Below are 26,756 nucleotides of genomic sequence, written 5' to 3'. Positions count from 1 at the left end.
CATTACCCAATCCGCCGCATACGACGCCATGCGGCGGGTGTTTCACCAGCCACTTGCCGAAACGTTTTCGTCAGGTGCGCCTGGTCGGAAAACCCAAGCTGGGCGGCAATGGCGGCGACGCTGAGGTCACTTTCGGCCAGCATGTTCTGCGCAAGGCCAACGCGCCTGCTCAGTTGCCATTGCAGCGGTGTTTTGCCAGTGGTCTGTTTGAAGACATTGGCGAACCAGCTTTCGGAAAGTCCGACGGTTTCGGCCATTTCGCTGACTGTCATGCGGTAATCTGCCCGTGTATTGACCACTGATATCAGCTTGTTCAATTGCGCTTGCGTCAGCCGCGCATTGGCCTGATCGTCCGTTTCGCCCTCTTGCAGATCCAGCAGGTTGGCGATGATGCTGCCAACAAGGCTTTCAGCGTAGGCGGCATGTTTCGTGGGCGTGGAAAGTTCATCAACCAGCAAGCTTGCGAGGGTTTCGACCGCTTTCGCATCCTGAATTTCGACAGGCCTGCGCAATGCGCTGAGCGCAACCGATGTTCCGACGGATGGCGCCAGATATTTCAACATCCTGTCTTTGTGCAAATGAATGTCGACATGCGAGAAGCGGTGAAAAGACGTAAAGCTGGTCCACAGCGGCACCCCAGCCGGCACATAGATCGCTCTCTTCATCGGGCGATAATGTTCGGCGGCACCGTCCTCGCGGTTGCTCATCAGGATGTGCGAGGAGACATCATTGAAGAAAATGACGATGCGCGGGTCCGGGGACAGGTAGTAACCGGTCGCGCCTGCATGTCCCTCCGCATCCCAGAACACGCTGATCAGCCCGTCGAGGCCACGCCATTTGGCTGGCCCCAGAACGCGGATGCCATCCGTGAAACATGTCATCGAGTGAAGGTAAGTCACAAATAAAACCAGTCTCATCAGGTGCGGCGATGGCACGTCCGAAAAATGCAATAGCTGCGCCCAGTTTCACGCGAGTGCATGACGTCAGGCTCTTCAGCGATTTCTGCGATAGATGACTAGAAATATCATGTTTCTATAATATGGCAAGTTTGCTGCTTCGTTTACGTCCTGATGTATTCGGGGAACCGTTCCCGGATCACATCCGTGATCGACAGGGTTCCAGAAAGATGCCTGCGCAGCGCCGCTGTTGCTTCTTCAGGATTCCCGGACCGGATGGCATCAACAATTGCCCGGTGGTCGGCAAGAACCGTTTGCATTTTCCCGGGCATCGGCAGGTGAAGCCGCCTCAGCCGGTCCAGATTAACGCTCTGTCGCCGCACGTTTGTCCAGAGGTCGAGAATATCCGCGCGTTCGTAGAGTTTTCGGTGAAATTCCTGATCGAAGGCGTCAAAGCTATCAAAGGTCTCCGGTGATGCAAAGGTTTCCTGCCTTGTGACGATTACCGAAAGCTCTGACGCTGTCTCCGCAGGGCTTTCGCTTGATAGTGTTCGGATGGCTTCCAGTTCCAGCGAAAGACGCAGAAATTGGGCCTGCTGAGCGTGCCGAATGTCGATCCGCGCGACAACTGTGGCATATTGGGGATAGACATCGACAACGCCGTCTTCCTGCAGCCGGATCAACGCATCACGAACAGGGGTCTGGCTTACACCAAATTCCATCTGTAGTGCCGCACGCGACAGCACCGTGCCAGGCACCAGTTCCACATTGAGAATGCGCTTGTGCAGTATCTCATAGATCTGAAGCGCCACCTGGCGTGACCTGTCCAGCATTGTGCCTCTCACCATGTTTCGCCGAGCCTTTCCACCAACTGGTCGTGATCGCAATAGAGCATAATTTATCCATTGATGCACTGATGTTTTAGTGCTTCTATGAGCTGTCTTGAGGAGGACGGGGTGTTGCTGAACGTAGCGCACCCGTGGCGGGAGTTGCAGAAAGCACCATGAGCAAGAAGAAATCCGCAGACATGCTGCGCAGCGCACGCTGGTTTGCGCCTGATGACCTGAGAAGCTCGGGCCATCGCTCCCGCGCCATGCAGATGGGTTATGCGCTTGAAGAATGGATGGGCAAGCCGATCATTGCCATTCTCAACACATGGTCGGATGCCAATCCCTGCCATGCCCATTTCAAGCACCGTGTGGAAGATGTGAAACGTGGCATCTTGCAGGCGGGCGGATTTCCGCTCGAACTGCCCGCTCTTTCGCTGTCGGAAAGCTACGTCAAACCCACGACCATGCTCTACCGCAACATGCTGGCTATGGAAGCAGAAGAGCTTTTGCGCTCACACCCTGTTGACGGTGCCGTTTTGATGGGCGGATGCGACAAGACAACGCCCGGCCTTGTCATGGGCGCGATCAGCATGGGCCTGCCGATGATTTATCTTCCAGCGGGGCCGATGCTGCGCGGTAATTATCAGGGAAAGCCTCTTGGCTCCGGTTCTGATGCCTGGAAGTTTTGGGACGAACGCCGCGCTGGGAATTTGTCGGAAACGGAATGGGTCGAGGTAGAGGCAGGCATTGCGCGCTCCTATGGACATTGCATGACCATGGGGACAGCCAGCACCATGACAGCCATTGCTGAAGCCCTTGGGCTGACGCTGCCCGGCGCGAGCTCCATTCCGGCACCCGATGCCAATCACATTCGCATGTCATCTGCCTGCGGCCGCCGCATCGTGGACATGGTCTGGGAAGATCTGACGCCCGATCAGATCGTAACGCAGGCATCCGTCAACAATGCCGCGGCTGTAGCAATGGCGACGGGCTGTTCCACCAACGCCGTGGTGCATTTGCTGGCAATGGCGCGGCGGGCAGGGGTGAGCCTGACGCTGGACGATCTTGATCGCGCTGGCCGCACGACACCAGTCCTTGCCAACATCCGGCCAACCGGCAAAACCTATTTGATGGAAGATTTCTATTATGCCGGTGGCCTGCGTGCGCTCATGGCAAAGATGGGAGATCTTCTTGACCTCTCCGCAATGACCGTGTCCGGCCTGCCGCTGGGCGAAACGCTGAAGGGCGCGGAGTGCTTCAACGATGATGTTATCCGCTCTTTGGACAATCCGGTTTATCATGAAGGCTCGCTCGCTGTCTTGAAGGGCAATCTTGCACCGACTGGCGCCGTCATCAAACCGGCTGCCTGCGATCCAAGATTTCACAAGCATCAGGGGCCAGCGCTCGTTTTCGACACTTACCCGGACATGAAGGCGGCAGTGGATGACGAGAACCTCGATATTACCCCCGATCACGTCATGGTCTTGCGCGGTGCAGGTCCGCAGGGCGGGCCGGGTATGCCAGAGTGGGGTATGCTGCCCATTCCAAAAGCGCTGCTGAAACAGGGCCACCGTGACATGTTGCGGTTGTCCGACGCGCGAATGAGCGGCACGAGCTATGGTGCGTGCATCCTGCACGTTTCACCGGAATCGCATGTCGGCGGGCCGCTGGCGCTGTTGCGCAACGGTGATATCATCAAGCTCGATCTTGAGGCTCGCACCATCGATATGCTGGTGGATGAGGATGAACTGGCGCGTCGCCGCGCTTTATGGGTTCAGCCAGCGGATAAAATCGGCCGGGGTTATGGCTGGATGTTCGCGCGCCACGTGGCTCAGGCCGATACCGGTGCCGACTTTGATTTTCTGGAGACCGGCTTCGGTCCCAACGCTCCCGAACCTGATATCTATTGATCAAAGGACAAGAGATGACAGACTATGTTTTAAGCGATGAAACGCGCCAGAAATTCATGGGCGTTGCAACACCAACCATCGCCACAGCGCTCTATAAACGCGGCTTGCGCAACCAGTTCATTCAGGATGTGCAGCCCTTGTCGGCAAAGAAGAAAAACATGGTGGGGCAGGCGTTTACCTTACGCTATATTCCTGCGCGGGAAGACTTGAACCCGCTGACCGTGTTCCAGAACCCCGAGCACCCTCAACGTGCCGCAGTGGAGCGATGCCCACCCGGTTGCGTGCTGGTCATGGACAGCCGCAAGGATGCCCGCGCGGCATCCGCAGGGTCTATTCTCGTTTCACGATTGATGGTGCGCGGCGTCGTGGGCGTCGTAACGGACGGCGGGTTTAGAGACAGCCCGGAGATTGCTGATCTCGATATTCGCGCCTACCACAAAAGACCATCCGCTCCCACCAATCTCACCCTCAACCAGGCGATCGATATCAACGTTCCGATCGGCTGTGGCGACGTGGCGATCTGGCCCGGCGATTTGATCGTTGGTGATGACGAGGGCGTTATCGTTATACCGGCCAATATTGCCGACGAGATTGCAGATGAAACAGTCGAAATGACCGCCTACGAAGATTTCGTGACCGAGAAGGTTCTCGCTGGTGCAACAATCATTGGTCTCTATCCGGCCACAAGCGATGCGCCGCGGCAGGAATTTGCTGAGTGGCGCAAGGCCCGCGGTCGATAGATAGCGTCCGGCGCGCCCGCGTGGTAAAAAAACGCCAATTACAGTGTAGTCGTGCGTGCTGATAAAACAATTGGAACCAAACTCCGTTCCCTTGTGTTGTTGGGCTACAAAAGCTCAGCAAATTCAGGAGATTGTCGATGGAACGGGTTGCCGTTATTGCCGTTGTAGGCGCTATGTTTTGTTTTGCCACGGCTGCGGTAGCGCAGGATATCGAGGTTAGCAGCCTGGATGTGAAGCGCGTGAACAAAGACGTTGAACGCGAAGTGGTGTCTGAGGCGAGACCGGGTCACATTATCGATGTCAAAGGTCGTCAGGTTCGTCTCGTCGGCCAACGCTTCTTTCCTGACAACTCCAACGAGGTAGCCTTGTTTGGTCGTGCGGATGCGCTAAAGCGCGAAGAAGCCCGTTCGCAATACGCATCCAAATAAGAACCGTTTGACGCTGCCGGAGACCAAAACATCCATGGGAAATAACATCAAGCCGTCTGGCGCAAGCACCGGTAAGCTAAGGCTGGTTCGCCAGGACGAGGCTGTCGCTGGAAAGCCGACATTTCCCGAATTGTTCTTCGATCTGGTTTTCGTCTTCGCCCTCATCCAGCTATCCCACACGCTGGCCGAAGATTTTGGTTCGACAGCGCTGCTTGAAGCGGGAATCATCATCCTGGCACTGTGGTGGCTGTGGGTTCAGATCACCTGGCTGACAAATCTGTTGAACACCGAAGCAGGCCTTGTTCGTCTCTTTCTGTTTTCAATGATGTTCTTGGGTGTCCTCCTAGCAATCGCATTGCCAAAGGCTTTCGACCACCAAAGCTTCACGTTTGCCTTGATCTATAGTGGTATGCAGGTGCTGCGCTCCCTTTTTGCTCTTTATGTCTTCAAGGGGATCGACCATGAAAATTCAAAGACTTTCGGGCGGATGGCAGTCTGGCTCGTTGCATCGAGCATATTCTGGATTCTTGGCGGCATTTCAGAAAGCTTGGAATGGCAGATCGTCTTCTGGCTCGTCGCAATCGGTATCGAATATCTCGGTCCTGCCGTCAAATATTTCGTCCCCGGCTTTCAAGCTGGCGACGATGAGAAGCTCCACCTTTCAGGAGAGCATCTCGCGGAACGGTGCGCTTTGTTTGTCATCATTTGTCTGGGTGAGACGATATTGACCACGGGGCGCACAGCTGCAGATCATATGAACTCAAGCCTGAGCTTTGTTGTGTTCTGCTCGGCATTCACCAGCACGATCCTGATGTGGTGGATCTACTTTCATCATGCGCAGGAAAAAGCCTCTGAAAAAATCGAGAAATCCGAAGATCCTGAAAAAATCGCCCATGCGCTCTTCAACTACGGACATCTGCCCATCGTTGCGGGGATTATTCTGACGGCTGTCGGCGAAGATTTCAGTCTTTCCCACAGCCATGAGAGTTCATCATGGCGAGAAGCCATCGCTATCATTGGCGGGCCGATGTTGTTTCTGACGGGAAATATTGGCGTCAAGATCGCCGCGTCTCACATGCGACCCGTTTCCCATTTCGTCGGCATTTTCGCCTTGTTGCTTCTGTTTTTGTTGGGCGCAACGCCGCTCTATGTTCTCCAGATCGCGGCTGTTGCTGTGCTTCTGATTGTCGCAACCTGGGAATATGTCGCTTTGAGAAAACACACTCCCAAGGTTGGTTGATGTTCTGTTTCAATCCATCAGAAGGGGTAGTGCTGGTCAGCATCCTCGATGGTAATCCAGCGCAGGTCTGTGAACTCTGCAATGGCCGCCTTTCCGCCGAAGCGTCCATAGCCGGATGCCTTGACACCTCCGAATGGCATTTGCGGCTCGTCTGAGACGGTCGGGCCGTTGATGTGGCAAATGCCGGATTGGATTTGACCGGCAACGCGCATGGCGCGACCGACATCTCGGCTGAAAACGGCTGACGATAGTCCATATTCCGTGTCGTTGGCCACGCGGATGGCCTCCGCCTCGCCATTCACACGGATCACTGGCTTGACCGGGCCAAATGACTCTTCCTCGTAGATTTTCATGCCCGGGGCCGCGTGATCAATAACCGTTGCGCTGACAATGGTTTTATCACGGGTACCGCCAGCAACGATCTTGCCGCCCTTTGAGACTGCGTCTGCGACGATCGCATCCATTTTTTCTGCGGCTTCAGGCGTGATAAGAGCGCCGAGAACGACTTTCTCACGCGGATTTCCGGCTGGCAGTGCGCTGGCGCGGGCTGCGAGCTTTTCAACGAATTCATCTGCTATGGACTGGTCAACGATAATCCGCTCAGTGGACATGCAGATCTGTCCCTGGTTCATGAAGGCGCCAAAGATGGCGGCATTGACGGCCCCATCAATATCGGCGTCATCAAGCACCACGAAGGGTGCCTTGCCACCAAGTTCAAGCAGCGCAGGCTTGAGATTTTCGCCCGCCAATCGTCCGATGATGCGTCCAACTTTGGATGATCCGGTAAAGTTGACGTGACGGACTCGAGGGTCTGAGATCAGCGCCTCAACCACGCTTGCCGCATCAGCAGGGCTGTTGCTGATAACGTTCAGAACACCTGCTGGAAGACCGGCCTCTGTAAAGCAATCGCCAATCAGTCGGTGTGTTGCTGGGCATAGTTCGGATGATTTGAAGACAACGGTGTTGCCGCAGGCGATCGCCATGGCGACAGCGCGCGTTCCCAGAATCACTGGAGCATTCCATGGAGCAATACCGAGGCAGACGCCTTTGGGTTTCAACATTCCCATCGCAAATGTGTTTGGCTTGTCGGATGGTATGATTTCTCCGCCGAGTTGCGTAACCATCGAAGCTGCTTCGCGAATAACGCTTGCAGCAAATTTCACATTAAACCCGGACCACATCCCGGTTGCACCCGTCTCTGAAATCATCGCTTCGATGAAAGCAGCAGCCTTGCTCTCCATAACGTCCGCAGCTTTCATTAAAAGAGCGCGGCGTTGGTTGGGCCCGGTTTTCGACCAAGCCTCGAAAGCTTGCGCGGCAGCGTCAACAGCCAAGCGCGCGTCTGCGGTGCTGGCCGCCGCTGCCTTCGAAGCAACCGCCCCCGTAACCGGGTCCAACCGTTCAAATGTGCGGCTACCTTCAGCCGCCGCGTTTTTCCCATTAATCAGCAATTCGATGATCATAATAACTCCTCCCATTATAAAGCTTTGGTACGGCGCAGATATCAGCACACCACAGGGGGCGTGCACAAGCCGTCCGCGACTGACATTTTAGGTATTAACAATCGAGCGCTGTTGTCATCTGGAAGGCAGTCAGGCCGGGTTTGAAAGCCATTCGGCAAGGCGCAGTTCGGTCTGCGCGCGCGTTGGTGTGCCTGTACGGCCGCCGAAGACTGTGCATTTCAGTGCAGCCGCAACGGAAGAGCGCTGAATAGCGGCGCGGCTTTCCAGACCTTGCGCCACGGCAAGCGCGAAGGTTCCATGGAACACGTCTCCCGCAGCCAGCGTATCCACAGCCTTGATCGCCAATGTCGGCTGGTGGTGAACCAAGGGGGAGCCGGGCTCGGTCCAGTAACAGCCAGCCTGACCCGCGGTGACAGCAATGAAGGTTTCAGGGTAACGTGCGTGGAGAATTGGCAGCATAGCCGCGACATCTCCGGTTCCGCTCAGACGCTGCGCCGCGGGCTCGGAAAAGATGATGTGCGTTGCTGCGGGTGCCAGCATTTCCAGCGTTTCCACCGGCGCCACATCGCCATCGAGAATGGCAGGCTTGCCAAGGCTGGCGGCAAGAGTCAACACATCAAGCGCGAGTTCCGGCCAACGCACATCGACCAGAGCTGCATCGAAAGGTGACAGATCCTCTGCCGTGCAGGAGCGTTTATTCTCATGAAGCTTATGATCGTAAAACGGAACGATTAGCCTTTCGCCGTGGTCATCAATGATGATGGTGGATAATGCGGAGCGTGCACCCTTGGCAATCGTCATGCCTGACATGTCGATACCGCATTCAGCCAGTTCGCGCAGAATGCGGCTGCCGGTTTCGTCATCACCGACAGCGCCCCACAGACTGGCACGGCCACCCATGCGATGAACCGTATAGGCCGCACTGGAGGCCATACCTTCGGCGATCTGCAACATCTCATAGGGCAAGACTTTGCCCTGGCCGGTCGGCATTTCATGCACACGGAACAATGTGTCGAGCACGGCTGCGCCGACGCAGAGAACATGCTTGTTGGGGATGATATCGTCTCGCATGGGTTTTCAGATACGCTTGCCCGTCTGCCGGTCGAACAGATGCACAGTCGCTGGATCAACCGCGATCTTCACGTGGTCGCCAAACCGGATGTTCAGCCGCTCGCGAAACAGGCAGGCGACCTCTTCACCGGCGCAATTCAACTTCGCGTAAATTTCTGATCCCGTTCCTTCGACCAGTTCGACACGACCTTCGATACCGTCTGCGCTAACCCTGATATGTTCAGGGCGAATACCATAGACAAGGTCTCGTCCGCCCAATTCGGCGGGATTTGCAGAGGGTGGAAGGGGCAGGGTCAAGCCCTTTGCGGTGCGAAACACACCTTCCTCAATGCGTCCCCGAATGAAGTTCATCGCGGGTGAGCCGATGAACCCGGCGACGAAAAGGTTGGCAGGCCGGTCGTAGAGTTCCAGGGGGGCACCGATCTGCTCGATAACGCCATCATGCAGCACCACGATCTTGTCGGCCATGGTCATGGCCTCCACCTGGTCATGCGTCACATAAATGGTGGTGGTGCCGATGCGCTGGTGCAGCGCCTTGATTTCACCGCGCATCTGCACGCGTAGCTTGGCGTCGAGATTGGAAAGTGGTTCGTCGAACAGGAACACCTGCGGATCGCGCACCAGTGCGCGGCCCATGGCAACACGCTGGCGCTGGCCGCCTGAAAGTTGGCGAGGGTAGCGATCGAGCAGCTTGTCTAGTCCTAGAATGTCGGCGGCCCGGTTCACTTTCTGAGCCGTTTCATCTGCGCTGGCTTTCTTGAGCTTCAGGGCAAAGCCCATATTCTCCCGGACTGTCATATGCGGATAGAGGGCGTAGTTCTGGAAAACCATTGCGATATCGCGATCACGAGCGCGTAGATTGCTCACCTCCCGCGCCCCTATATGGATCTCTCCGCCGCTGACCTCTTCAAGACCGGCGATCATGCGCAACAGGGTTGATTTTCCGCATCCAGAGGGACCCACGAGAACGACGAACTCTCCGTCGCGTATATCGATGTCGATGCCTTGGATGACGTTAACAGCGCCGAAGCGCTTTTGTACGTTCTGAATATTGACCGGTGCCATGATGTTGATCCCGTAATGATAAGTGGTTGAGGTGGCGCGGTGTCCAGCCCGAAAATCTTTGGGGATTTCCGGGGCAGGGCGCTAGCCTCCCTTGACTGCGCCGGCCGTCAGGCCAGCTACGATCTGTTTTTGCGCAAACATGGTCAGAAGCAGCACCGGCAGGGTGACGATGAGCGCCGCCGCAGCCAGCGGACCCCAACTGACCTGTTCGAAGGACAGCATGTTGTAAACCGCAACAGGCAGGGTTCGCGTTTCACGGCTGGCCAGCACAATGCCGAACACGAAGTTGTTCCAGGAGAAGATAACGGCCAGAATGAAGGACACGACGATGCCGGGCTTGGCGATGGGCAGCGCCACGAGGCGGAAAACCTGCCAGGACGTCGCGCCATCGATGCTTGCGGCCTCTTCCAGCTCCTTCGGCGTGGTCTCAAAATAGCCGATCATGATCCAGACCACGATTGGGACGGTGACGACCAGATGGATGATGATCTGAGGCCAGAGCGTGCCCAGCAGGTTCAACCATTGGAACAGGAGAAACAACGGAATGAGGAAGGACAGGCCGGGGGTCATTCGGGCAATCATGATGACGATGGCTGCTTTTTCGGCCTTCAGGCGTGCAATGCCATAGCCTGCGGGTACGCCAATGATGAGGGCCAGGAATGTTGCCGCGCCGGTGACGAGGACGGAATTCCAGAAGTAGAGAAAGAAATTGTTCTCCTCAAACACCTTCACATAATTCGACCATGCGAAGCGTTCTGGAATGAGGATCGGTGGATAGGCCCCATTGTCGATCTCGTATTTCAGCGATAGCGAAATCATCCAGAGGAAGAACAGGATGACAGGCGAAATCATGACGAGTGCGACGAAGAACAGGCCGATCTGGTCGAGTGTTTTGCGTTTCATCAGCGGTCCTCCATCTCGTTCCATTGGCTGCGGGCGCGCACCATCAGCAGCACGAAGGAGAGCGCGACGATGACGATGAAGAAGACGACTGCCATGGCGGAGCCATAACCAATGTCGTAATAGGCAAAGGCCGTGTTGTAGAGATAGATGTTGATCGTCTCAGATGCTGTGCCGGGTCCGCCCTGGGTCATCGCGTAGATAATGTCGAAACTCTTGACGGCGTCGATCGAGCGAATGATCACGGCAATCATCAGAAACGGGGCGATCATCGGCAACGTCAGAAAACGGAATTTCTGCCAGGCGTTTGCACCGTCGATTTCGGCACTTTCATAAGGCTCGCGCGGAACAGCGGCGAGCCCACCGAGCACGATGAGCATGACCAGCGGCGTCCATTGCCATGTCTCTACCAGAACCAGCGATGGAATGACGGTGGACTGGTTATAGATCCACTCCAACGGGCCGATGCCGACGAATGAGAGCAGATAGTTCAGCACGCCGAGCTGTGGGTGGAACATCATCGTCCAGACAAGCGCGATGGCAACCGGGGTGGCCATCATGGGCATGACAAAGACGCCGCGCAGGAAGCCACGAAGCGGAAACTGCGCATCGAAAAGCAACGCCGCCAAGGTGCCGAGGAATAGCGGCGCGACGACCGACAGGGTCGTATAGACAAGCGTATTCCACAGGGATTCCCAGAATCGGGCATCGCTGGCTAAACGAATATAGTTGTCGAAGCCGATAAAGCTCTGCTCTTGCCCCAGGGTCCATCGTTGCGCGCTCATCCATAGGGTGAAGACCCACGGAAAAACGATAACGGCTGCGATGACCACGAGTGCGGGAATGACGAAGGGCCAGTAGTTGGGAGCAAGCCGCGTGGGCTTGCTCCTTCTGATCACCCTCGTCGTTTTGACGGTGTTTGCAATGCTGACGGACACTTTTATCCCTCGCTGCGCGCCAGAACAGGTGCGAACTGTTCGGTCGCCTTCTTGAGTTCGGCTGCCGGATCTGCGCCACCAATCATGTTGGTCAGGCCGACGCCATAGATGTCGCGGAACTCCGTGACCGGAATGATGACCGGAAGCGCGAGCTTGGAAACCTTGCCGGAGCCAACCACGGCATCCAGCCACTCCGCAGGCATTTTCACGCCTTCGCGAACCTTGGCATCTTCTAGAATGGACTGCCGGAACGGCACGCCCGCACCGGCCTGCAGAAGACGGGCACCCATGTCATGGGAAATTGCCCATTGGCAGAACAGATAAGCTGCCTCTTTCTTCTGGCTGGCTTCGACAACACCAAGGCCATCTCCAAATGTGCCTGCCGCCTGCGCTGCCGGGCCCTTTGGCATGACGCCGTAGCCAGCCTTGCCGACAACACGGGATTTTTCTGGATTTTCAATCGGTGGTGCAAAGCCCACGCCATCGAGCCACATGCCGATTTTGCCCTGAAGGAAGGCAGATTGGGCTTCAGCCCAGTTGAAGCCGGAAACACCGGGAGGTGCTGCCTTTGTCATCAGGCGTTGATACAGCGCTGCCGCTTCAACCGCCTCTTTCGACTGTGCATCGATCTTGCCGTCAACGATCGGAGCGGCGCCATAGCCCAGCATCAGCGATGTCCAGACAGGTGTGTTGGCGTTTTTCAGTCCGCGAGCCACGAAACCATAGGTGTTGGTGGAAGGATCCGTCAGTGCTTCGGCCGCCGTGACGAGTTCCTCGAATGTCTGCGGATATTTCAGCCCCTTTGCCGCGAACAACTCCTTGTTCCAGTAGAGGATCCAGTAGTCCACGGAGAATGGAAGCGAACGCAGGACGCCGTCGCTGTCCTTGGCAAACTGCATCCCGGCCTCGGCAAAATCGCTCTCGGTGAGGGACGGATCTGTTAGCGACGGGTCTTTGAGGAAACCACTGATATCGGCCAGCCATTTGCCTTTTTCGAACTGGCGCTTCTGCACATGATAGCTCAGGTGGACCACGTCGAAGCTTGGCTTGCCGGAGGACAGTTCGATCACGACCTTCTGGCGCTGCTGCTGCTCAGGCGTCGCTTCCGCATTGACCTTGATACCGGTCAGTTCTTCGAATTCCTTGATGTATTTCAAAAGCGTTTCGCTGCGCGGGCTCTTGACGAGATTGACTTCCAGCGTCGTGCCAGCATGTTTCTTCCAATCAACAGCAGCCGAAGCGGGGCGAATGCCGAACGCAGCAGTTCCGGCAATGGCTGCCGTTCCCGCCATGAATGCCCGCCGTGTCGGCTTGAGCAATGAATGTGTCATATCTTCCTCCTCCTGTTTGGCCGAAAATCTCCTCACCTCCGGCCGATTGCTTATGCATGTTCCTATCGGATGAACCGCTCGTCTAAACTGCCAGCGCCCTGTCTCGCGCATTCCTAATGTGGGCGACCAGCCTTTCGGCGGCTTCTTCCGGCGCACGACGCTCGATGGCTTCGAGGATCGTCAGATGCTCGGCCATGACGGATTTGACATGGCCTGCAATGCGAAAACGCTCCTGATTGATGAGGCGCATCTTGATGGAGTTGACCCGGTAGGCGTTGGATATGATGGAATTTCCCAGTGAATCGATGAAAGCGTCGTGCATGCCCCAGTCAACCGCCTGCGCGCGGGCATCCAACTCAGGCGAACTTTTTCCCGTTTCCGCTGCCTCCGCAATGTCCCGGTGATCGTTCAACATCTTGCCGATGGCCTCATCAGAAGCTGTTCGGGTAAAGATCGCGACGGCCTCTTTCTCGAGGAAAATACGAAACTGGAATGCTTCACGGATGAGGTTGATGTCGATATGTGCGACCTGTAGCCCGCGTTGGGGTACAGTGATGATCAACCCATCCGCCTCAAGTCTGGGAATGGCCTCACGGATTGCGCCGAGGGGCAATCCCGTAAGCTCTACCAACCGTCTTTGTGAGATGAACTGGCCCGGACGAACATCGCGCGCGAGAAGATGATGCGTAAAGCTTTCATACGCTTTCTCTCGCAACGTTGTCTGTTCTCCAGTCTCATCCATGAGCTATCCTTCTTAAGCGGCTTTGCTGTTGAAAAGCTGCTCGAACGCAGCCGCGAGCTTTGTACGGTTTTCTGCAGAAATGGAAACCAGTGGCGGGCGAATCGAGTGCCAGATCGGCTCGCCGGTGACGTGAGAGACCAGAACCTTGACTGCCGGTATGACAGGGTATTTCAGCAATTCAGCAACCAGGTCTTCAATGCGCTTGTCGTCTACGCCATCAACAGCCATGGCACGCACCTCTTTCGGCAGGAAGTTCGCCACACCGGAGATTGCGCCTTGCCCACCAAGGCGCACGCCCTGCGCCAGATGGCGCTCATCGCCAATGAGAATGATGAGATCGCGGTGCTCTGCAAGAAGACGTTGCGTATAGGGCCAGTCCCCAGAGGAATCCTTGACCCCGGTGACGATTCCCGGAAATGCGTGGCGCAGGCGACCGATCAGTTCGACCGACAAGGCGACCATTGTGACAGATGGGATATTATAAACCAGAATATCGCGGGCGCTGCTGCCAAGCTGGCGAAAGACCGCTGAGAACCATTCGAAAAGACCGTCGTCGCTGACATTCTTGAAATATGAGGGCGGTGCCAGAAGAATGTTCCGCACGCCAATATCAAGCGCTTCGCGAGCCTGATCCGCTGCGTCTTGCGCCGAATCGACCAGAACGCCGGCAACAATGTTGCCCGGATCGATACCCGCGCTGAGGACGGCGGCTAGCACATCAGTGCGTTCGCGAGCGCCGATCGAGCTGCCTTCGCCGGTTGTGCCGAAAAGGGTAACGCTGTTGCAGCCAGCGGCGAGCGAGCGCTTGGCTTGGGCCACTAGCCCTGCGGTGTCGATGCTGCCATCCGGCGCAAAGGGGGTCGTAAGTGCTGCCGAAAGGCCAAATTTACCAGTCAAATGCCTGCTCCTCCAAAACTGACATCAACTTGATACGCGATTAACATGTTAGTTGTAAAGAGAAGAACAGTTACTTTACCCCAAAGATTTCCTAGCCCGCATGAGGGGTGCCGCAGAGCCGCAAATCCGCCCGGAAAACCACGAAAACGCTGCATTTTAGGCCGCAAATCTCTCATTTTCGCTGTCTTCAATGCCGTTGCTCGCCGGACACACCCTTACATTAGCCTTGGAAAAATCACCGGGAGGAGGCCTTTGGCAACATGTGATTAACCTTTATTTTCTATTGAATTGGGTGTGCCAAATGTCCGTTTATGATGAGTGTACAGGCTGTGATGCGTATTCCCCGTTCAAATTTAAATCATTCCATCAATACGATAGAAGAGAGGGGACCGAGACCAGCCGTTGCGGAGCCGGGTGACGCCCGTGATATGGTGCCATTGACCGCTGACCAGAAGGCGGTGATGGGGCATAATGCCGATCAGTTTGCGGCCAATGCTATCGAGGGACGGGATGACATGCCCCTCTGGCAGAAGGCATTTACGCTGGGCCCGAACGTGCGCTTTACCCGCACGCCACAAAATCTTGTCACTGGAAAGCAGGTCGTTGGCGGTGCGCCGGGCAAGGCCGATGATGAAGCCGTGGGCTCTGTCATCGTCGAGGTTCCGGCTATTGGTGAGGAAATGCCGGTTGCTCAGCCGGAACCTGTCGAGCGCCGCATTGCCAAGCCAGCCGTGCTGCCGCAGCCACCAGGTGCCATCGGTGCACTTGCGCTGACGTATCGGCTGCGCCGCGAGCTTGCCTTGAAGGAACGTGAACAGGCTGTCGCTGACCCCGAGGTAGAAGAGGCCGCTGTCGATACGGTTGCCGAGCAGATCGATGTTGCCTGTTTCCCGTCAGAGCGCAATGCGGCTATCGATGTGCCCGCCTTTGCAGACGTTCTTTCGGATGAAATGTTCTGGGAGGTTATGAACCTCGATGTCGGCACTGCAATTCTGCCGCCCTCACAGCCTCTGCGGTTGGCCGAACTGGTGCGAGTGAAAGCTCAGCGCGTGACAACGGTCACGACGCCTGTTGCCGCAACAGTTCCTGCCACTACCGTTAAAGCTCCAATGCCTGCCGTGCAGGTGGTGGCGCAGCCTCTCCCAGTCGTTGAGAAGCCAGCATTCGCACGGCTGGATGGATCGGCGGTCTCGTTGTATCGGCAGGTCGACATCAAACCTGTGCGCGCCGTGGAAATCGCCTCTGTCGAGCCCATGCCCATCGTCGAGCCAATCGAGGAGGTGACGCCGGTCGCGGCAGCTGCCGAGCTGCAGATGGCTGAGCCCGTGCTGGTGGCAGCGCCGCGCCGCGAAATGCGAACGGCGGCCCGCAACGCCAATCAGCCGATGTTTCTCGATGCGCCGGTATTCGGTGAAGGCGAGTATGAGTTCCCGCCCATCGATCTGCTGCAAAAGCCGCAGGTTCTCCAGACAACCACAATGACACCAGAAGCGCTCGAACAGAGTGCCGGGCTTCTCGAAAGTGTTCTTGAAGACTTCGGCATCAAGGGCGAGATTATCGATGTGCGGCCCGGTCCGGTCGTGACGCTTTACGAGTTCGAGCCAGCGCCGGGTGTGAAATCCTCTCGGGTTATCGGCCTGTCGGATGATATTGCCCGCTCCATGTCAGCACTCTCTGCCCGCGTGGCTGTGGTGCCCGGCCGTAACGTGATCGGCATCGAATTGCCGAACCCGGTGCGTGAGACGGTTTATTTCCGCGAGTTGATCGAATCTCCCGACTACTCCGAAACGCGGATGAAGCTGGCGCTTTGCCTGGGCAAGACCATCGGTGGCGAACCCGTTGTGGCGGAACTGGCCAAGATGCCGCACCTGTTGGTGGCGGGCACCACCGGTTCGGGCAAATCGGTCGCGATCAACACGATGATTCTGTCACTGCTCTACCGGTTGAAGCCGGAGGAATGCCGACTGATCATGGTCGACCCGAAGATGCTGGAGCTGTCCGTTTATGACGGTATTCCACACCTTCTCACGCCCGTCGTGACCGACCCGAAGAAGGCCGTCATGGCGCTGAAATGGGCCGTGCGCGAGATGGAAGACCGCTATCGCAAGATGTCGCGTCTGGGTGTTCGCAACATCGATGGTTACAATGCTCGTGCGGCATCGGCCCGCGCCAAGGGCGAAACCGTGATGTGCAACGTGCAGACTGGCTTTGATCGCGCCACCGGCGAGGCGGTTTACGAGCAGGAGGAAATGGACCTCACAGCCATGCCTTACATCGTCGTCATCGTCGACGAGATGGCTGACCTGATGATGGTTGCCGGCAAGGAAATCGAAGGTGCAATCCAGCGGCTTGCGCAGATGGCGCGTGCGGCGGGTATCCACCTCATTATGGCAACCCAGCGCCCATCGGTCGATGTCATCACCGGCACGATCAAGGCGAACTTCCCCACCCGTATCTCGTTCCAGGTCACGTCCAAGATCGATAGCCGGACGATCCTGGGCGAGCAGGGCGCAGAGCATTTGCTCGGCCAAGGCGACATGCTGCATATGGTCGGTGGCGGACGCATCTCACGCGTTCACGGACCCTTCGTATCGGACGAGGAAGTCGAAAAAGTTGTTGCGCATCTGAAGACGCAGGGGCGCCCGGAATATCTGGGCACTGTGACCGAGGATGCCGATGAAGCCGACGAGGGTGCTGAAGAGGACAGCGCGGTTTTCGACAAGTCAGCCATGGCTGAAGACGATACCGCAGACCTTTACGAAAAGGCCGTTAAGGTGGTGCTTCGCGACAAGAAGTGCTCCACGTCCTATATCCAGCGTCGCCTGTCTATCGGCTACAATCGTGCAGCCTCATTGGTTGAACGCATGGAGCAGGAAGGCATTGTTGGGCCAGCCAACCATGTGGGCAAGCGCTCCATCATAAGCGGTGACCGTGAACTGTGCGAAGTGCCAGGCGCTGTGGATTGACAAGGATATCAGGAGGCTTCCGCGTCGCTGACTGCGGAAGCCTTCCCTTCAGGTTCCCCGCATCAGCTTTGCCAAATGCATGCGGTATGATTTCGGCGCGTGCAGATTTTCGATGGGTCCCGGACGGCCCACGTAATAGCCTTGAACCTGATCGATCCTGAGTTCTCGCAGTATTGCTAGTTGTTCAGGCGTCTCCACCCCTTCGACAAGAATTTTGTGGCCGCGATTGCGGATGAGGCTGATGATGTCCTTGAGCATCGCCTTTCCGCGAGGCGTGTTGCTATCATGGAGGAAGGACTTATCGATTTTGACGGTGTCGAAATCAATCAGTCGCAACCAGGAAAGACCAGCAAATCCGGTGCCGAAATCATCGAGCCAGATTCGGATGCCCAAGGTCTTGAGGTCACTGATGCAGCGCAGAACATCGGAGTTCATATCCATCTCCAGTCCTTCGGTAATCTCGAATGCAAGCCTGCTGCCGGCGACCCCGACCTCTCCGAGAATGCCGGCGACCGATGTCGCAAAACCTGGGCTCTTCAGCTGCATAGGTGATACGTTGACGCTGACGACAGACATGGAATCGCAACGCAGAACCTGCTTGCATACGGCGCGGATGGCCCACAGGCCGAGATCCATGATGATACCGTTGCGCTCGGCAATCGGGATGAAGATGCTGGGCGGTACCGACGTTCCATCGAGCAGATGTAGCCGCATGAGAGCTTCAACGCCGCTCAATTCCCCCGATGAAAGGTCTTTAATCGGCTGATAGACCAGCGAAACGAGTTTCTTCTCGATCGCCATGTTGAGCAGCGCGGCGACATTTTCGGTATCGTCGCTGTTGAGGGGGTCTTTCGGGTCGAAAAGTTTGACGGTGTTGCGACCGTTTGCCTTGGCGAGATAAAGAGCCCGGTCTGCCTCGTTGATCAAGCGCTCGAGCTTTGGGTCTGGCTGCTTTCGTGTGTAGGAGGCGCCAACGCTGACAGTGATGACCGATGTGCCATCGCGCCGTCTTTCGTGGACAAGTGCCATGTTTTCGACGGTATGCCGAAGCGTCTCTGCGATATGTTCAATGTCTTTCAGCGTCTTGAAATGGGCGAGCGCTATGAATTCCTCGCCACCATATCGCCCGATCACGGCATCGAAACGGCTCAGACTGGTCTCAAGGGTTTGAGCGACCTGAACAAGGCATCGGTCGCCTTCCTGATGGCCGTAATAATCATTGTACTTTTTGAAAAAATCCACATCGATCAGAAAAACAGCGAAGTTTCGCTCGTTGCTCGCCCATTCATCCCAAAGATGACGCAGCCTGCTGTCGATGGACCTGCGGTTCTCCAGTCCTGTTAGAGGATCGGTGTTGGACAGACGCAGCAGCGCTTCGCCGCGCTGTTCCGCTTGCCGTTGCTGGAGATTGGCTTCAACGGCATTGAGGAACACCTGGTAGCGTTCCCGGTTGAGGCGCAGGTTCACATAGGACGTGAAGACGAAGCAGGTGAGGTAGAAGGTGCCGAAGGTAATCTGGTAGTAGATGTCTTCGTGAATATAGTTCAGCGCGGCGAAGTAGATCACTAATATGAAAGCTGACGCGCAAAGCGACAGTGAAAAACTGAAGGTGAAGAATAGGTTTGCGCCCATCATGAAAATCGCACCGAACACCATGTAATAGGACATGTTAACGGTGTAGCTCGTCATCATTGCTGGCATGACCCAACCGATATATCCGCAGATCAGTGCGATAGCGCAGGCGATATCCAAATGGCTGGTTTTTGCATTGGCGCGGATCTGCGTTTCCAGCGTCAGCAAAGCCGCGATGCCGACCACGAAGCGCGCAAACAGTGTGTGCGCTGAAACGTCCGGGATGAGAAGAACGTCTGTGATTGAAAAAAGAAGATAGAGTGGCACGGCTGTCCACAGCCCGTGCCGTATGGCCGTGCGCCTTTTGGCATCCGCTTCTTTGAGAAAGACTTTACGCAAATTACTCTCAGACCGTTTTTGCGTATCATCTCCGTTCAAATCAAGCTCAACCACATCTACCAAAGTGTGCGTCATGCACTTACCCATAGGTTGCAATAAATCTGAATGTCGGCTGTCGTGGATAGAGGAAATTTTATTTCGTCACTTGTCGTTTTGCATGGCTCTACGAGGCCGATCTCCTAGGCTATCGCAGTGAAACACTCGCAAAGCATGAATTCTATCCTTTTAATTTTCTTTAAGGAGCGGCAAATGTACAATCCAAATTGCATTTACCTTAATGAGAAGTTTCATGAATATTAGCACTTTATAGGCGAATCCTTGATTGACACGAAGACCGATTACGTCTGAATTCACGTTTAGTTAACAAGACGTTAATCAGGAGAGTGCGAGTGTCCCAGCTTTTGAATAGAAATTTTGATGGTGAAAGTCTTATTACTCCAGAGGCCATGGCGAAGGAGATATTTTCTTCTGATAATGGCAACTTCCATGAGAATTTCGAGCTCGGCAAAGCAGAGGTCGCGCTGATCCTCAATCTCGCAGGCCAGCAGATTTCAAGCGGGCAGTCGCCGCGCAAAATAATACATGAAATGGCCGGACGATTACATCAGTTGAGGAATAAATACGACTCCGGCGTGTGGTTAAGTCTGGTGCCTATTATCCAGAACCACCATGTTTCCGAATATTTTCTCCAGGATCCCTTCACATATTGGTCGCATGAAAAGCCGCGTGGATATTCTGGCGATGCGCAATTGCTGGACTTCATTTACGGCCACCCCAGTGTCCAAAGCCGCATCGACGCTGCGTCTCCCGTAGGTGCCGAACTCTATGCCTACACCCGCGATGCCTCGTCTTCGGTCGCCGTCAGGGAGCGGCGGGACATTCTCACAAAGTATGTCGATGAACTGGCCGAAAGACACGGACCAGAGACAGAAATTTTGACCATCGCTGCCGGGCATCTGCGGGAAGCCAACCAGTCCAAGGCGCTGGCAGACGGTAAGATCAAGCGCTGGGTGGCGCTGGATCAGGACCCTCTGAGCATTGGTGCCATAACCCGGGATTTTGGTCATACATGCATTACGGCCGTCGATGGTTCCGTTCGCGGTATACTCTCTGGCCGCCAGCAGTTCGGTACGTTTGATTTCGTCTACGCCGCTGGCCTCTATGACTACCTCGTCGACAAGGTCTCCATCAAACTGACACGGCGTTGCCTTGACATGCTGAAGCCCGGTGGGACGTTCCTGTTCGCCAATTTCTCGCAGGATATCGGTGTTGATGGCTACATGGAAAGCTTCATGAACTGGGCATTGCTGCTGCGTACCGAGCAGGACATGTGGAACATCATCAACGCCAGTGCTGATCCATCGACAATCGAAGCAGAGGTATTTTTCGGCGAGAACCGGAACATCGTCTATGGCGTGATCCGTAAAAAGCACTGATCATCGACAGACGTCACAGCGCGCCGCCTGCACGAGGCGGCGCTGAAATCCTGATGCAAGCGATTCCATTTGCTGCCGAAACGCTTTAAGCATTTCACGACGTAGCATGCTTTGGAGTGCATCATGGAAAACAGGCGATATTATTCAGACTTTGGCGGGCTTCCCGGCCAGACCGAACTGCTGTCAAGCAAGGCGACATTCACGACGGCCTATGCGGTCATTCCAAAGCGTGTGATGTCAGATATTGTGACGAGCGTGCTGCCCCATTGGCGTGACACACGTGCGTGGATCATAGCGCGTCCCATGACCGGCTTTTCCGAGACATTCGCTCAATATGTGATGGAAATTATGCCCGGTGGTGGCAGCGAAAGGCCGGAGCCTGATCAGCGCGCGCAGGCGGCAATCTTCGTCGTCGATGGGGAATTGAGAATTGAATATGACGGTCAGCGACATGCGCTGAGGGCGGGATCTTTTGCCTATATTCCTGCTGGAAGCCAATGGACGATTCGTGCTGAGGGCTCAATTCCAGCCAAATTTCATTGGGTCAGAAAGGTGTTCGACGCGGTTGAAGGCCTTGAGTTGCCTCCTGCCATTTTCACGCATGAAGATGAGCATGAGCTTTCCGCAATGCCGGAAACCGATGGAAAATGGGCGACCACGCGGTTTATCGATCCGAGCGATGGCCGCTATGACATGCACCTCAATATCGTAACATTCGAGCCGGGCGCTACCATTCCTTTCATGGAAACCCATGTGATGGAGCATGGCCTTTTCGTGCTTGAGGGCAAGGCCGTCTACAGGCTGAACAATGACTGGGTCGAAGTCGAAGCCGGAGACTTCATGTGGTTGAGGGCCTTCTGCCCGCAAGCCTGCTACGCTGGTGGCCCTGGCCGGTTCCGCTACCTTCTTTACAAGGATGTGAACCGCCACGTTAAGCTTTGGTAGTTTCTCGTATGCTTTAAATAAGAGACAGCGCCCAGACCATGCAGGGCGCTGTTTCGCATCAGACTAGCAAGTGGTCTGTGGTAGAGGCCTGAGCGACTGTGGCCGCGGGATCATCCAGCGAATAGGCATGGATGTAATCGATTTTCATTTCCGAGCCGTTTGGCAAGCCGTTTGCAGGCGTTCCGGCAATGCCGCCAACGGCGAGATTGACCAGCATATACATGGGGTCATGCATATCGGCAGGCGTATGGATTTGCGCGACAGCCACATCATCGAAATACCAGGTTATGTGCTCTGCATCCCACAGCATTCCATATTTATGAAAACCTTCCGTGCTGGCAACGGTAACGTTGTTGATGCTGGAGGACTGTTGGCCCGAAGCGTTGGAGTGGGCAGACAGGATGAGCGAATTGGGGTTCTGGCCCCGCATTTCAATCACATCGAGTTCCGGTGGCCAACTGCCATCTTGCGGCAACAGCCAGAAAGCGGGCCAAACGCCCTGTTCATTGGGCATGTCTGCGCGGATTTCGAAATAGCCGTAAGTCTGTGAGAATGATGGGTGGGTCGTCAGCATGCCAGAGGTGTAATCATATCCGGAAACAGCGTCGGAGATCAGGTCTGGCGTCGGCGCGGCCTTGATGGTCAAGACACCGTTTTGAACGGAAAATGGATTGACCGATGAGGTGGGCTGATAGGCCGGGTTGATGTACCACTGTTTTTCCGAGTTGGTGTGGAGGCTGCCACCTTCCTCGCCCGCCCACCAGAATTTCGGTTCCCACACGCCACTCTGGCCATCACTCAGCGAGAGCGCGTTAAACTCATCCGCGAATGTTGCGGTGAGCTGCGAGCGGTCGAGTGTCAGCCTGAACTGATCAGCAGAGAGGTCATCAGCCGTGGTGTTGGCAAGTACGACGCTTTCGCCATTGTCAAAATTCAGCCAGAGGTTTGCACCCTTTTGCGTGGATGCGCTGATGAGGTGATCAAAGGATGTCACGCCATAACCATCGAGCCGGATCGTGTCATCGGTACCAAAATCTGTAATCAGATCCGTCCCGTTGCCTTTCGCAAACACGAAGGTATCGGCACCGCCGCCGCCGGTCAGAACGTCATTGCCCGCACGGCCGTCGATCGTCTGTTTGCCAGAGCCACCCCGAATGATGTTATCCAGTGAATTTCCGAAGGCGTCGCGGCCATCACCTGTAACGATCAGGTTTTCGATATTGGTGGGAAGCGTATAGCTCATCCAGGTGTTGATCGTATCCACACCCGCATTCGCCGATTCAGAGGCGCGATTGATGGTGGAGTAGAGATAATAGATATCGTCACCGGTGCCGCCATGCATGGTGACATTGACGCCGCTATCACCCCACATGGAATCGTTCTTGGTGGTGCCATATAGGTTCGGGCCGGAGCCTGTTGCCGAGAAAAAGCCGGTGGAGGTGTCGCTATAATATAGCGGCTTCCCAACAGCATTCATGATTGAGCTCGCCATCGACTTGCCTCCTGTTAAACCGTGCACCGACAATGCTAATGTAACAGGGATGCGATTTTCGTTTGCGGCGAAAATGAGAATAATGGCCTGCGGCACCCTGTGAAAAGTCACGGGTGTTCAGGGCGATTAAAAAATCGTCAGAGGCATCAAGGTGGCGCGATAGCGCGTCTGCGCCTTAGTGTTGGAGAGACAAGTGGAGAGCCCCGATTTCACCCCAGGTCGCCTCGATTGTGGCCTGCCCAGATAGGCGGACGAGGCCGCAGAGGCTTCCTGTGGTCACCACCTGACCGCGCTTCAAACCACCGAGATGATCGATTGGACGGTTCGCATAGGCTAAGAGCGAAGCAACGGCATCGCCCTGTGGATGCTTGGCGGGTGCTTCGAAGAGAACCTGACCATCTGCTTCCAGGAGAAGAGGGGGCAGGGTTTGGTCTTCGTGAAGTACACGCTCGATGAGGGATCTGTCGATTTCCGGCCCCAGAACGAAAGAGTGGTTGCCCAGCCGGTCCGCCAGAAAGAGCGGAAAGGGTGCGTTGTTTTCTTCGATCAGGCGATAACTGACAAGTTCTGCCCCAAGATGCACAGATGCGATTTGCGCAAGAATATCGTCGCGCTCATATGCCCGTCCTTCAACAGGGGCAGGAATATCGTTGGACAGAACAAAGCAGATTTCGATCTCCACCCCCACTGGACCGTTTTTGGGAACGATGCCAGTTCTGAAGTCGTAGACGTCGATGATGGGTGCTGCGACAGCCCGCCCGCCGCTGAAGGAGACTTTCCAGCCGCCGATTTCCTTGCCGATGGCCGCTGTCGAAATTGCCTGAGCGGCCATTCCTGTCTCGATTGTCTCGGGAATGAGGCCGTTTGCTTCCAATTTTGCAGCGCTGAGAAATGACTGCTGCTTTTCAGCCTCGGCGAGAATAGCGCCAAGTCTTATGTTCGCACCTGTCATTGTTGTCATGCCACACCCTCCCGCAAAGCAACGTCAAGGTGATTTCATTGCAGTCATTCGTGATGCTTGCAAGCGACGGGCGGAAAGTGACAATCGAATTGCATTTTCTTCAACACTTATTCGATATGAATCTATAATCCCTCGTCAATTTCAGGCGGTGGACCACTGTAGCGAGAGCGCGGCCGTATCAATCTATCCTCCTGAAACTGTTCCATTGCATGGGCCAACCACCCCACTGTGCGGCCTATGGCAAAGAGAGAAAGGGCAGAGCCCAAGGGAAGCCCCAATTCTCTGCGAATGGCAACCAGTGCAACATCAATCGTGGGCAGTTTGCCTGTGGTGTCTATAGCGGCATCGATCAAGGACTGCCGCTTTTCGTTGTGTGGCAACAGACGCAGAAGCGCCGCTGCGCGCGGGTCACCATCCGGATAGAGCGGATGCTCGAAGCCGGGCAGCCCGTCGCCACGCCGCAGGCGTTTTTCCACCACGGCTTCGGCGTCGGACGCCTGGTCAATGTCATCGAACAGCAGTTCGACAAGGCTTGTCATCCCGCCATGCAAAGGCCCGCTGAGTGCAGATAGCCCGGTGTTCAGACATGCTCCCAGCGATGCGCCGGTTGAGGCGACGATGCGCACGGCAAAGGTTGATGAATTGAGTTCATGATCTGCCAGAAGAACCAGCGCTTGACGGATGATATCTGCACCAGCCGCATCCAGACCCCAGCCTTTTGCCAGATGCGCGTGAGTGGGCTCAAGGCTCGTATGGGTGCGAGTGGCTGCGGCGCTGATGGCATGCAACAAGGCCACGGCGCTGGGCCATATCTTGTGCCGCTCTCGTTGCCAGCATGTCATGCGGCCCGCATCCACGAAGGATAGCAGCGCTTGGCACCGCTCCGTCAGAGGCAAATGCTGTGTGCGTTCGACCAGCGACCTGTCCCACTCGACATTTTTCGATGCCGAGAATGGATCATGCTCGCCGCATGCCCACAGAAGACGTGCAACGTCCTCCAGAGTCTGGTCCTTCGCCAATGTCACGGCATCCTGTCCGCGATAGAACAGACGGCCACCCTGTATCAGCGTGATGCCGGATGTCAGCACCGGCAAACCCCAGTCGAGCGTGGTGGCCGCGACATCGCGTGGCTTGCGGCCAATAGACTTGCTCTTCTTCAGCGTGCCGATGTCATGAACGCTGTACAGCCGGCGACGTGGATCGTCAGGTGCTTGCGTGGTGCGAACAAGGCCACGGCTGACATAGGCGTATAAAGTCGCTCGACTGATGCCGAGGGCTTGGGATGCGGCTTGAGCATCGATGAACTGATCCTGCGGGCTCAAAATTTTCTCGATGTTGATTGGTTGAATCAAGATTGATCATATTGATTCAATCATGATCCTTACGGAAGTCAATCTGTGAGGATCATCATGCAAAACCTATCGAAACCCGTGTTGCCAAGCTTAGCTTCAGACCCCATCCGTCCAGGCCTTGAAAATGTCGTTGCGGCCGAGACGGTTCTCAGCCACGTCGATGGCGCTGCGGGCCGTCTCATCATCTGCGGCCATGATCTGGACGCTCTCTCCGATTGGAGTTTCGAGGCGGTTCTTGGTTTGCTTTGGAAGGGTTTGAGCAGCGGTCCCTCTGATGAGCGCGAAATTCAAGAATCGCTCGGGCGCGCACGTTGCCGGGTTTTTCACCGGCTCGAAAAGCTTCTGCCCAACACGCAGGAACTTAGTCAGGTCGAAGCGCTCAGGCTTCTTCTGTCGTCATTGGCAGATACGGAGACGGACGATCACCATGTCCTGGCGGTGGCATGTGTTCCGGTGTTTGCTGCGGCCATCATCCGTGGACGTGCCGGTTTGAAGCCGGTCGCCCCGCGTGCCGCTTCGGGTCATGCGGCAGATTTTCTCTACATGTTGCACGGTCAGGAAGGTGCACCTGAGAAGGTCAAGGCTCTCAATGCCTATCTGGTGACGGTGGCCGATCACGGGCTCAACGCCTCCACTTTCACCGCCCGCGTCATCGCTTCGACTGACGCTGGAATATTTTCTTCCGTCATCGGCGCGCTCTGCGCGCTGAAAGGCCCCGTTGCATGGCGGCGCGCCGGGACCAGTGCTGGATATGCTCGATGCAATCGGCGATGAAGCGAACATCCAGACTTGGCTTGCCAATGCGCTGGCGAATGGACAGAGGTTGATGGGCTTTGGGCACCGGATCTATCGCGTCCGAGATCCGCGTGCAGATGTATTGAAGAAGGCCGTTTCTGTATTGCGGGAAGACGGTAGGCGCATCGCATTTGCCGAAGCCGTGGAGAAGGCGGCGCTTAAATTGCTGGCGCAGAAAAAGCCGGACCGGCCTTTGCAAACCAATGTCGAATTTTAAACCGCACTTGTGCTGGAAGCCCTTGGCTTTCCACGGGAGAGCTTCACAAACGTCTTTGCCGCCGGACGCATGGCGGGGTGGACAGCCCATGTGCTGGAGCAGGAGGCCGTGGGAAAACTGATCCGCCCACAGTCGCGATATATCGGCCCCATGCCCGTTTTGCGGTAATG

Annotated in this window: 21 protein-coding genes and 1 pseudogene; 8 read left to right on the top strand and 14 right to left on the bottom strand. The window is 55.9% G+C overall.

Annotation, left to right across the window (positions count from 1 at the left end):
* Positions 1-2: 2 nt before the first annotated feature.
* Together ACQZ51_RS13590 and ACQZ51_RS13585 are read right to left on the bottom strand one after the other, a co-directional pair.
* Complete coding sequence (locus tag ACQZ51_RS13590; protein ID WP_448777941.1) at positions 3-899, bottom strand: helix-turn-helix domain-containing protein; 897 nt, start codon at positions 897-899, stop codon at positions 3-5.
* Positions 900-1,060: 161 nt separating this feature from the next.
* Positions 1,061-1,729, bottom strand: a complete 669-nt coding sequence (locus tag ACQZ51_RS13585) for a GntR family transcriptional regulator (protein WP_448777940.1) — start codon at positions 1,727-1,729, stop codon at positions 1,061-1,063.
* 170 nt (positions 1,730-1,899) lie between these two features.
* Between ACQZ51_RS13585 and araD the strand changes: the two genes are divergently transcribed.
* The 4 genes from araD to ACQZ51_RS13565 all read left to right on the top strand — a co-directional run bounded on the left by araD (position 1,900) and on the right by ACQZ51_RS13565 (position 6,044).
* Positions 1,900-3,636: an L-arabinonate dehydratase gene (araD, locus tag ACQZ51_RS13580; protein WP_448777938.1), complete on the top strand. Its 1,737-nt coding sequence runs from the start codon at positions 1,900-1,902 to the stop codon at positions 3,634-3,636.
* Positions 3,637-3,650: 14 nt separating this feature from the next.
* Positions 3,651-4,376 (top strand): ribonuclease activity regulator RraA, encoded by a 726-nt coding sequence (locus ACQZ51_RS13575; protein WP_448777936.1) that lies wholly within the window; start codon positions 3,651-3,653, stop codon positions 4,374-4,376.
* A 137-nt stretch (positions 4,377-4,513) separates the two neighbouring features.
* On the top strand, positions 4,514-4,804 hold the full coding sequence (locus ACQZ51_RS13570) for a hypothetical protein (RefSeq protein WP_448777934.1): 291 nt from the start codon (positions 4,514-4,516) through the stop codon (positions 4,802-4,804).
* A gap of 34 nt (positions 4,805-4,838) precedes the next feature.
* Entirely contained in the window at positions 4,839-6,044 is a 1,206-nt protein-coding gene (locus ACQZ51_RS13565; RefSeq protein WP_448777932.1) for a low temperature requirement protein A, read from the top strand.
* Positions 6,045-6,061: 17 nt separating this feature from the next.
* On the opposite strand, the gene ACQZ51_RS13560 is transcribed toward ACQZ51_RS13565, so the two are convergent.
* The 8 genes from ACQZ51_RS13560 to ACQZ51_RS13525 form a co-directional block, all read right to left on the bottom strand.
* Positions 6,062-7,507 carry an aldehyde dehydrogenase gene (locus tag ACQZ51_RS13560; protein ID WP_448777930.1) on the bottom strand — a complete coding sequence of 482 codons (1,446 nt, stop codon included), beginning with the start codon at positions 7,505-7,507 and terminating at the stop codon, positions 6,062-6,064.
* Positions 7,508-7,636: 129 nt separating this feature from the next.
* Entirely contained in the window at positions 7,637-8,578 is a 942-nt protein-coding gene (locus ACQZ51_RS13555) for a sugar kinase (RefSeq protein WP_448777928.1), read from the bottom strand.
* A gap of 6 nt (positions 8,579-8,584) precedes the next feature.
* Entirely contained in the window at positions 8,585-9,643 is a 1,059-nt protein-coding gene (locus ACQZ51_RS13550; protein WP_448777926.1) for an ABC transporter ATP-binding protein, read from the bottom strand.
* 81 nt (positions 9,644-9,724) lie between these two features.
* A complete protein-coding gene (locus tag ACQZ51_RS13545; RefSeq protein ID WP_192064764.1) occupies positions 9,725-10,546 on the bottom strand; it encodes a carbohydrate ABC transporter permease in 822 nt (273 codons plus the stop codon).
* Positions 10,546-11,487 (bottom strand): carbohydrate ABC transporter permease, encoded by a 942-nt coding sequence (locus ACQZ51_RS13540; protein WP_448778331.1) that lies wholly within the window; start codon positions 11,485-11,487, stop codon positions 10,546-10,548. Before ACQZ51_RS13540 ends, ACQZ51_RS13545 begins: the two co-directional genes overlap by 1 nt.
* Positions 11,484-12,812, bottom strand: coding sequence for an ABC transporter substrate-binding protein (locus ACQZ51_RS13535; RefSeq protein WP_448777924.1), 1,329 nt, complete (start codon positions 12,810-12,812; stop codon positions 11,484-11,486). The genes ACQZ51_RS13540 and ACQZ51_RS13535 overlap by 4 nt, the downstream gene beginning before the upstream one ends.
* A gap of 82 nt (positions 12,813-12,894) precedes the next feature.
* A complete protein-coding gene (locus ACQZ51_RS13530) occupies positions 12,895-13,554 on the bottom strand; it encodes a GntR family transcriptional regulator (protein ID WP_448777922.1) in 660 nt (219 codons plus the stop codon).
* A 12-nt stretch (positions 13,555-13,566) separates the two neighbouring features.
* On the bottom strand, positions 13,567-14,451 hold the full coding sequence (locus ACQZ51_RS13525) for a dihydrodipicolinate synthase family protein (RefSeq protein WP_448777920.1): 885 nt from the start codon (positions 14,449-14,451) through the stop codon (positions 13,567-13,569).
* Between the two features lie 428 nt (positions 14,452-14,879).
* Here ACQZ51_RS13525 and ACQZ51_RS13520 point away from each other — a divergent pair, with 428 nt between their 5' ends.
* Entirely contained in the window at positions 14,880-17,417 is a 2,538-nt protein-coding gene (locus tag ACQZ51_RS13520) for a DNA translocase FtsK (protein WP_448777918.1), read from the top strand.
* Between the two features lie 48 nt (positions 17,418-17,465).
* On the opposite strand, the gene ACQZ51_RS13515 is transcribed toward ACQZ51_RS13520, so the two are convergent.
* Positions 17,466-19,463, bottom strand: coding sequence for a putative bifunctional diguanylate cyclase/phosphodiesterase (locus ACQZ51_RS13515; protein WP_448777917.1), 1,998 nt, complete (start codon positions 19,461-19,463; stop codon positions 17,466-17,468).
* A 371-nt stretch (positions 19,464-19,834) separates the two neighbouring features.
* Here ACQZ51_RS13515 and ACQZ51_RS13510 point away from each other — a divergent pair, with 371 nt between their 5' ends.
* Positions 19,835-20,824 (top strand): class I SAM-dependent methyltransferase, encoded by a 990-nt coding sequence (locus tag ACQZ51_RS13510; protein ID WP_448778329.1) that lies wholly within the window; start codon positions 19,835-19,837, stop codon positions 20,822-20,824.
* Between the two features lie 123 nt (positions 20,825-20,947).
* Positions 20,948-21,769: a bifunctional allantoicase/(S)-ureidoglycine aminohydrolase gene (locus tag ACQZ51_RS13505; protein WP_448777916.1), complete on the top strand. Its 822-nt coding sequence runs from the start codon at positions 20,948-20,950 to the stop codon at positions 21,767-21,769.
* 58 nt (positions 21,770-21,827) lie between these two features.
* Here ACQZ51_RS13505 and eglC read toward each other — a convergent pair whose 3' ends face one another.
* The 3 genes from eglC to ACQZ51_RS13490 all read right to left on the bottom strand — a co-directional run bounded on the left by eglC (position 21,828) and on the right by ACQZ51_RS13490 (position 25,574).
* Positions 21,828-23,261 carry an endo-1,3-1,4-beta-glycanase EglC gene (gene eglC / locus ACQZ51_RS13500; protein ID WP_448777914.1) on the bottom strand — a complete coding sequence of 478 codons (1,434 nt, stop codon included), beginning with the start codon at positions 23,259-23,261 and terminating at the stop codon, positions 21,828-21,830.
* Between the two features lie 175 nt (positions 23,262-23,436).
* Positions 23,437-24,222, bottom strand: a complete 786-nt coding sequence (locus tag ACQZ51_RS13495; protein WP_448777912.1) for a 2-keto-4-pentenoate hydratase — start codon at positions 24,220-24,222, stop codon at positions 23,437-23,439.
* A 122-nt stretch (positions 24,223-24,344) separates the two neighbouring features.
* Positions 24,345-25,574, bottom strand: a complete 1,230-nt coding sequence (locus ACQZ51_RS13490; protein WP_448777910.1) for a citrate/2-methylcitrate synthase — start codon at positions 25,572-25,574, stop codon at positions 24,345-24,347.
* A 105-nt stretch (positions 25,575-25,679) separates the two neighbouring features.
* Between ACQZ51_RS13490 and ACQZ51_RS13485 the strand changes: the two are divergent.
* Positions 25,680-26,754: pseudogene (locus ACQZ51_RS13485) on the top strand (citrate synthase/methylcitrate synthase).
* Positions 26,755-26,756 lie beyond the last annotated feature (2 nt).

The organism is Agrobacterium sp. CG674, assembly GCF_053521645.1.
Note: the sequence above shows the minus strand (reverse complement) of the source record. Positions and strands in the feature narration are given on the sequence as shown.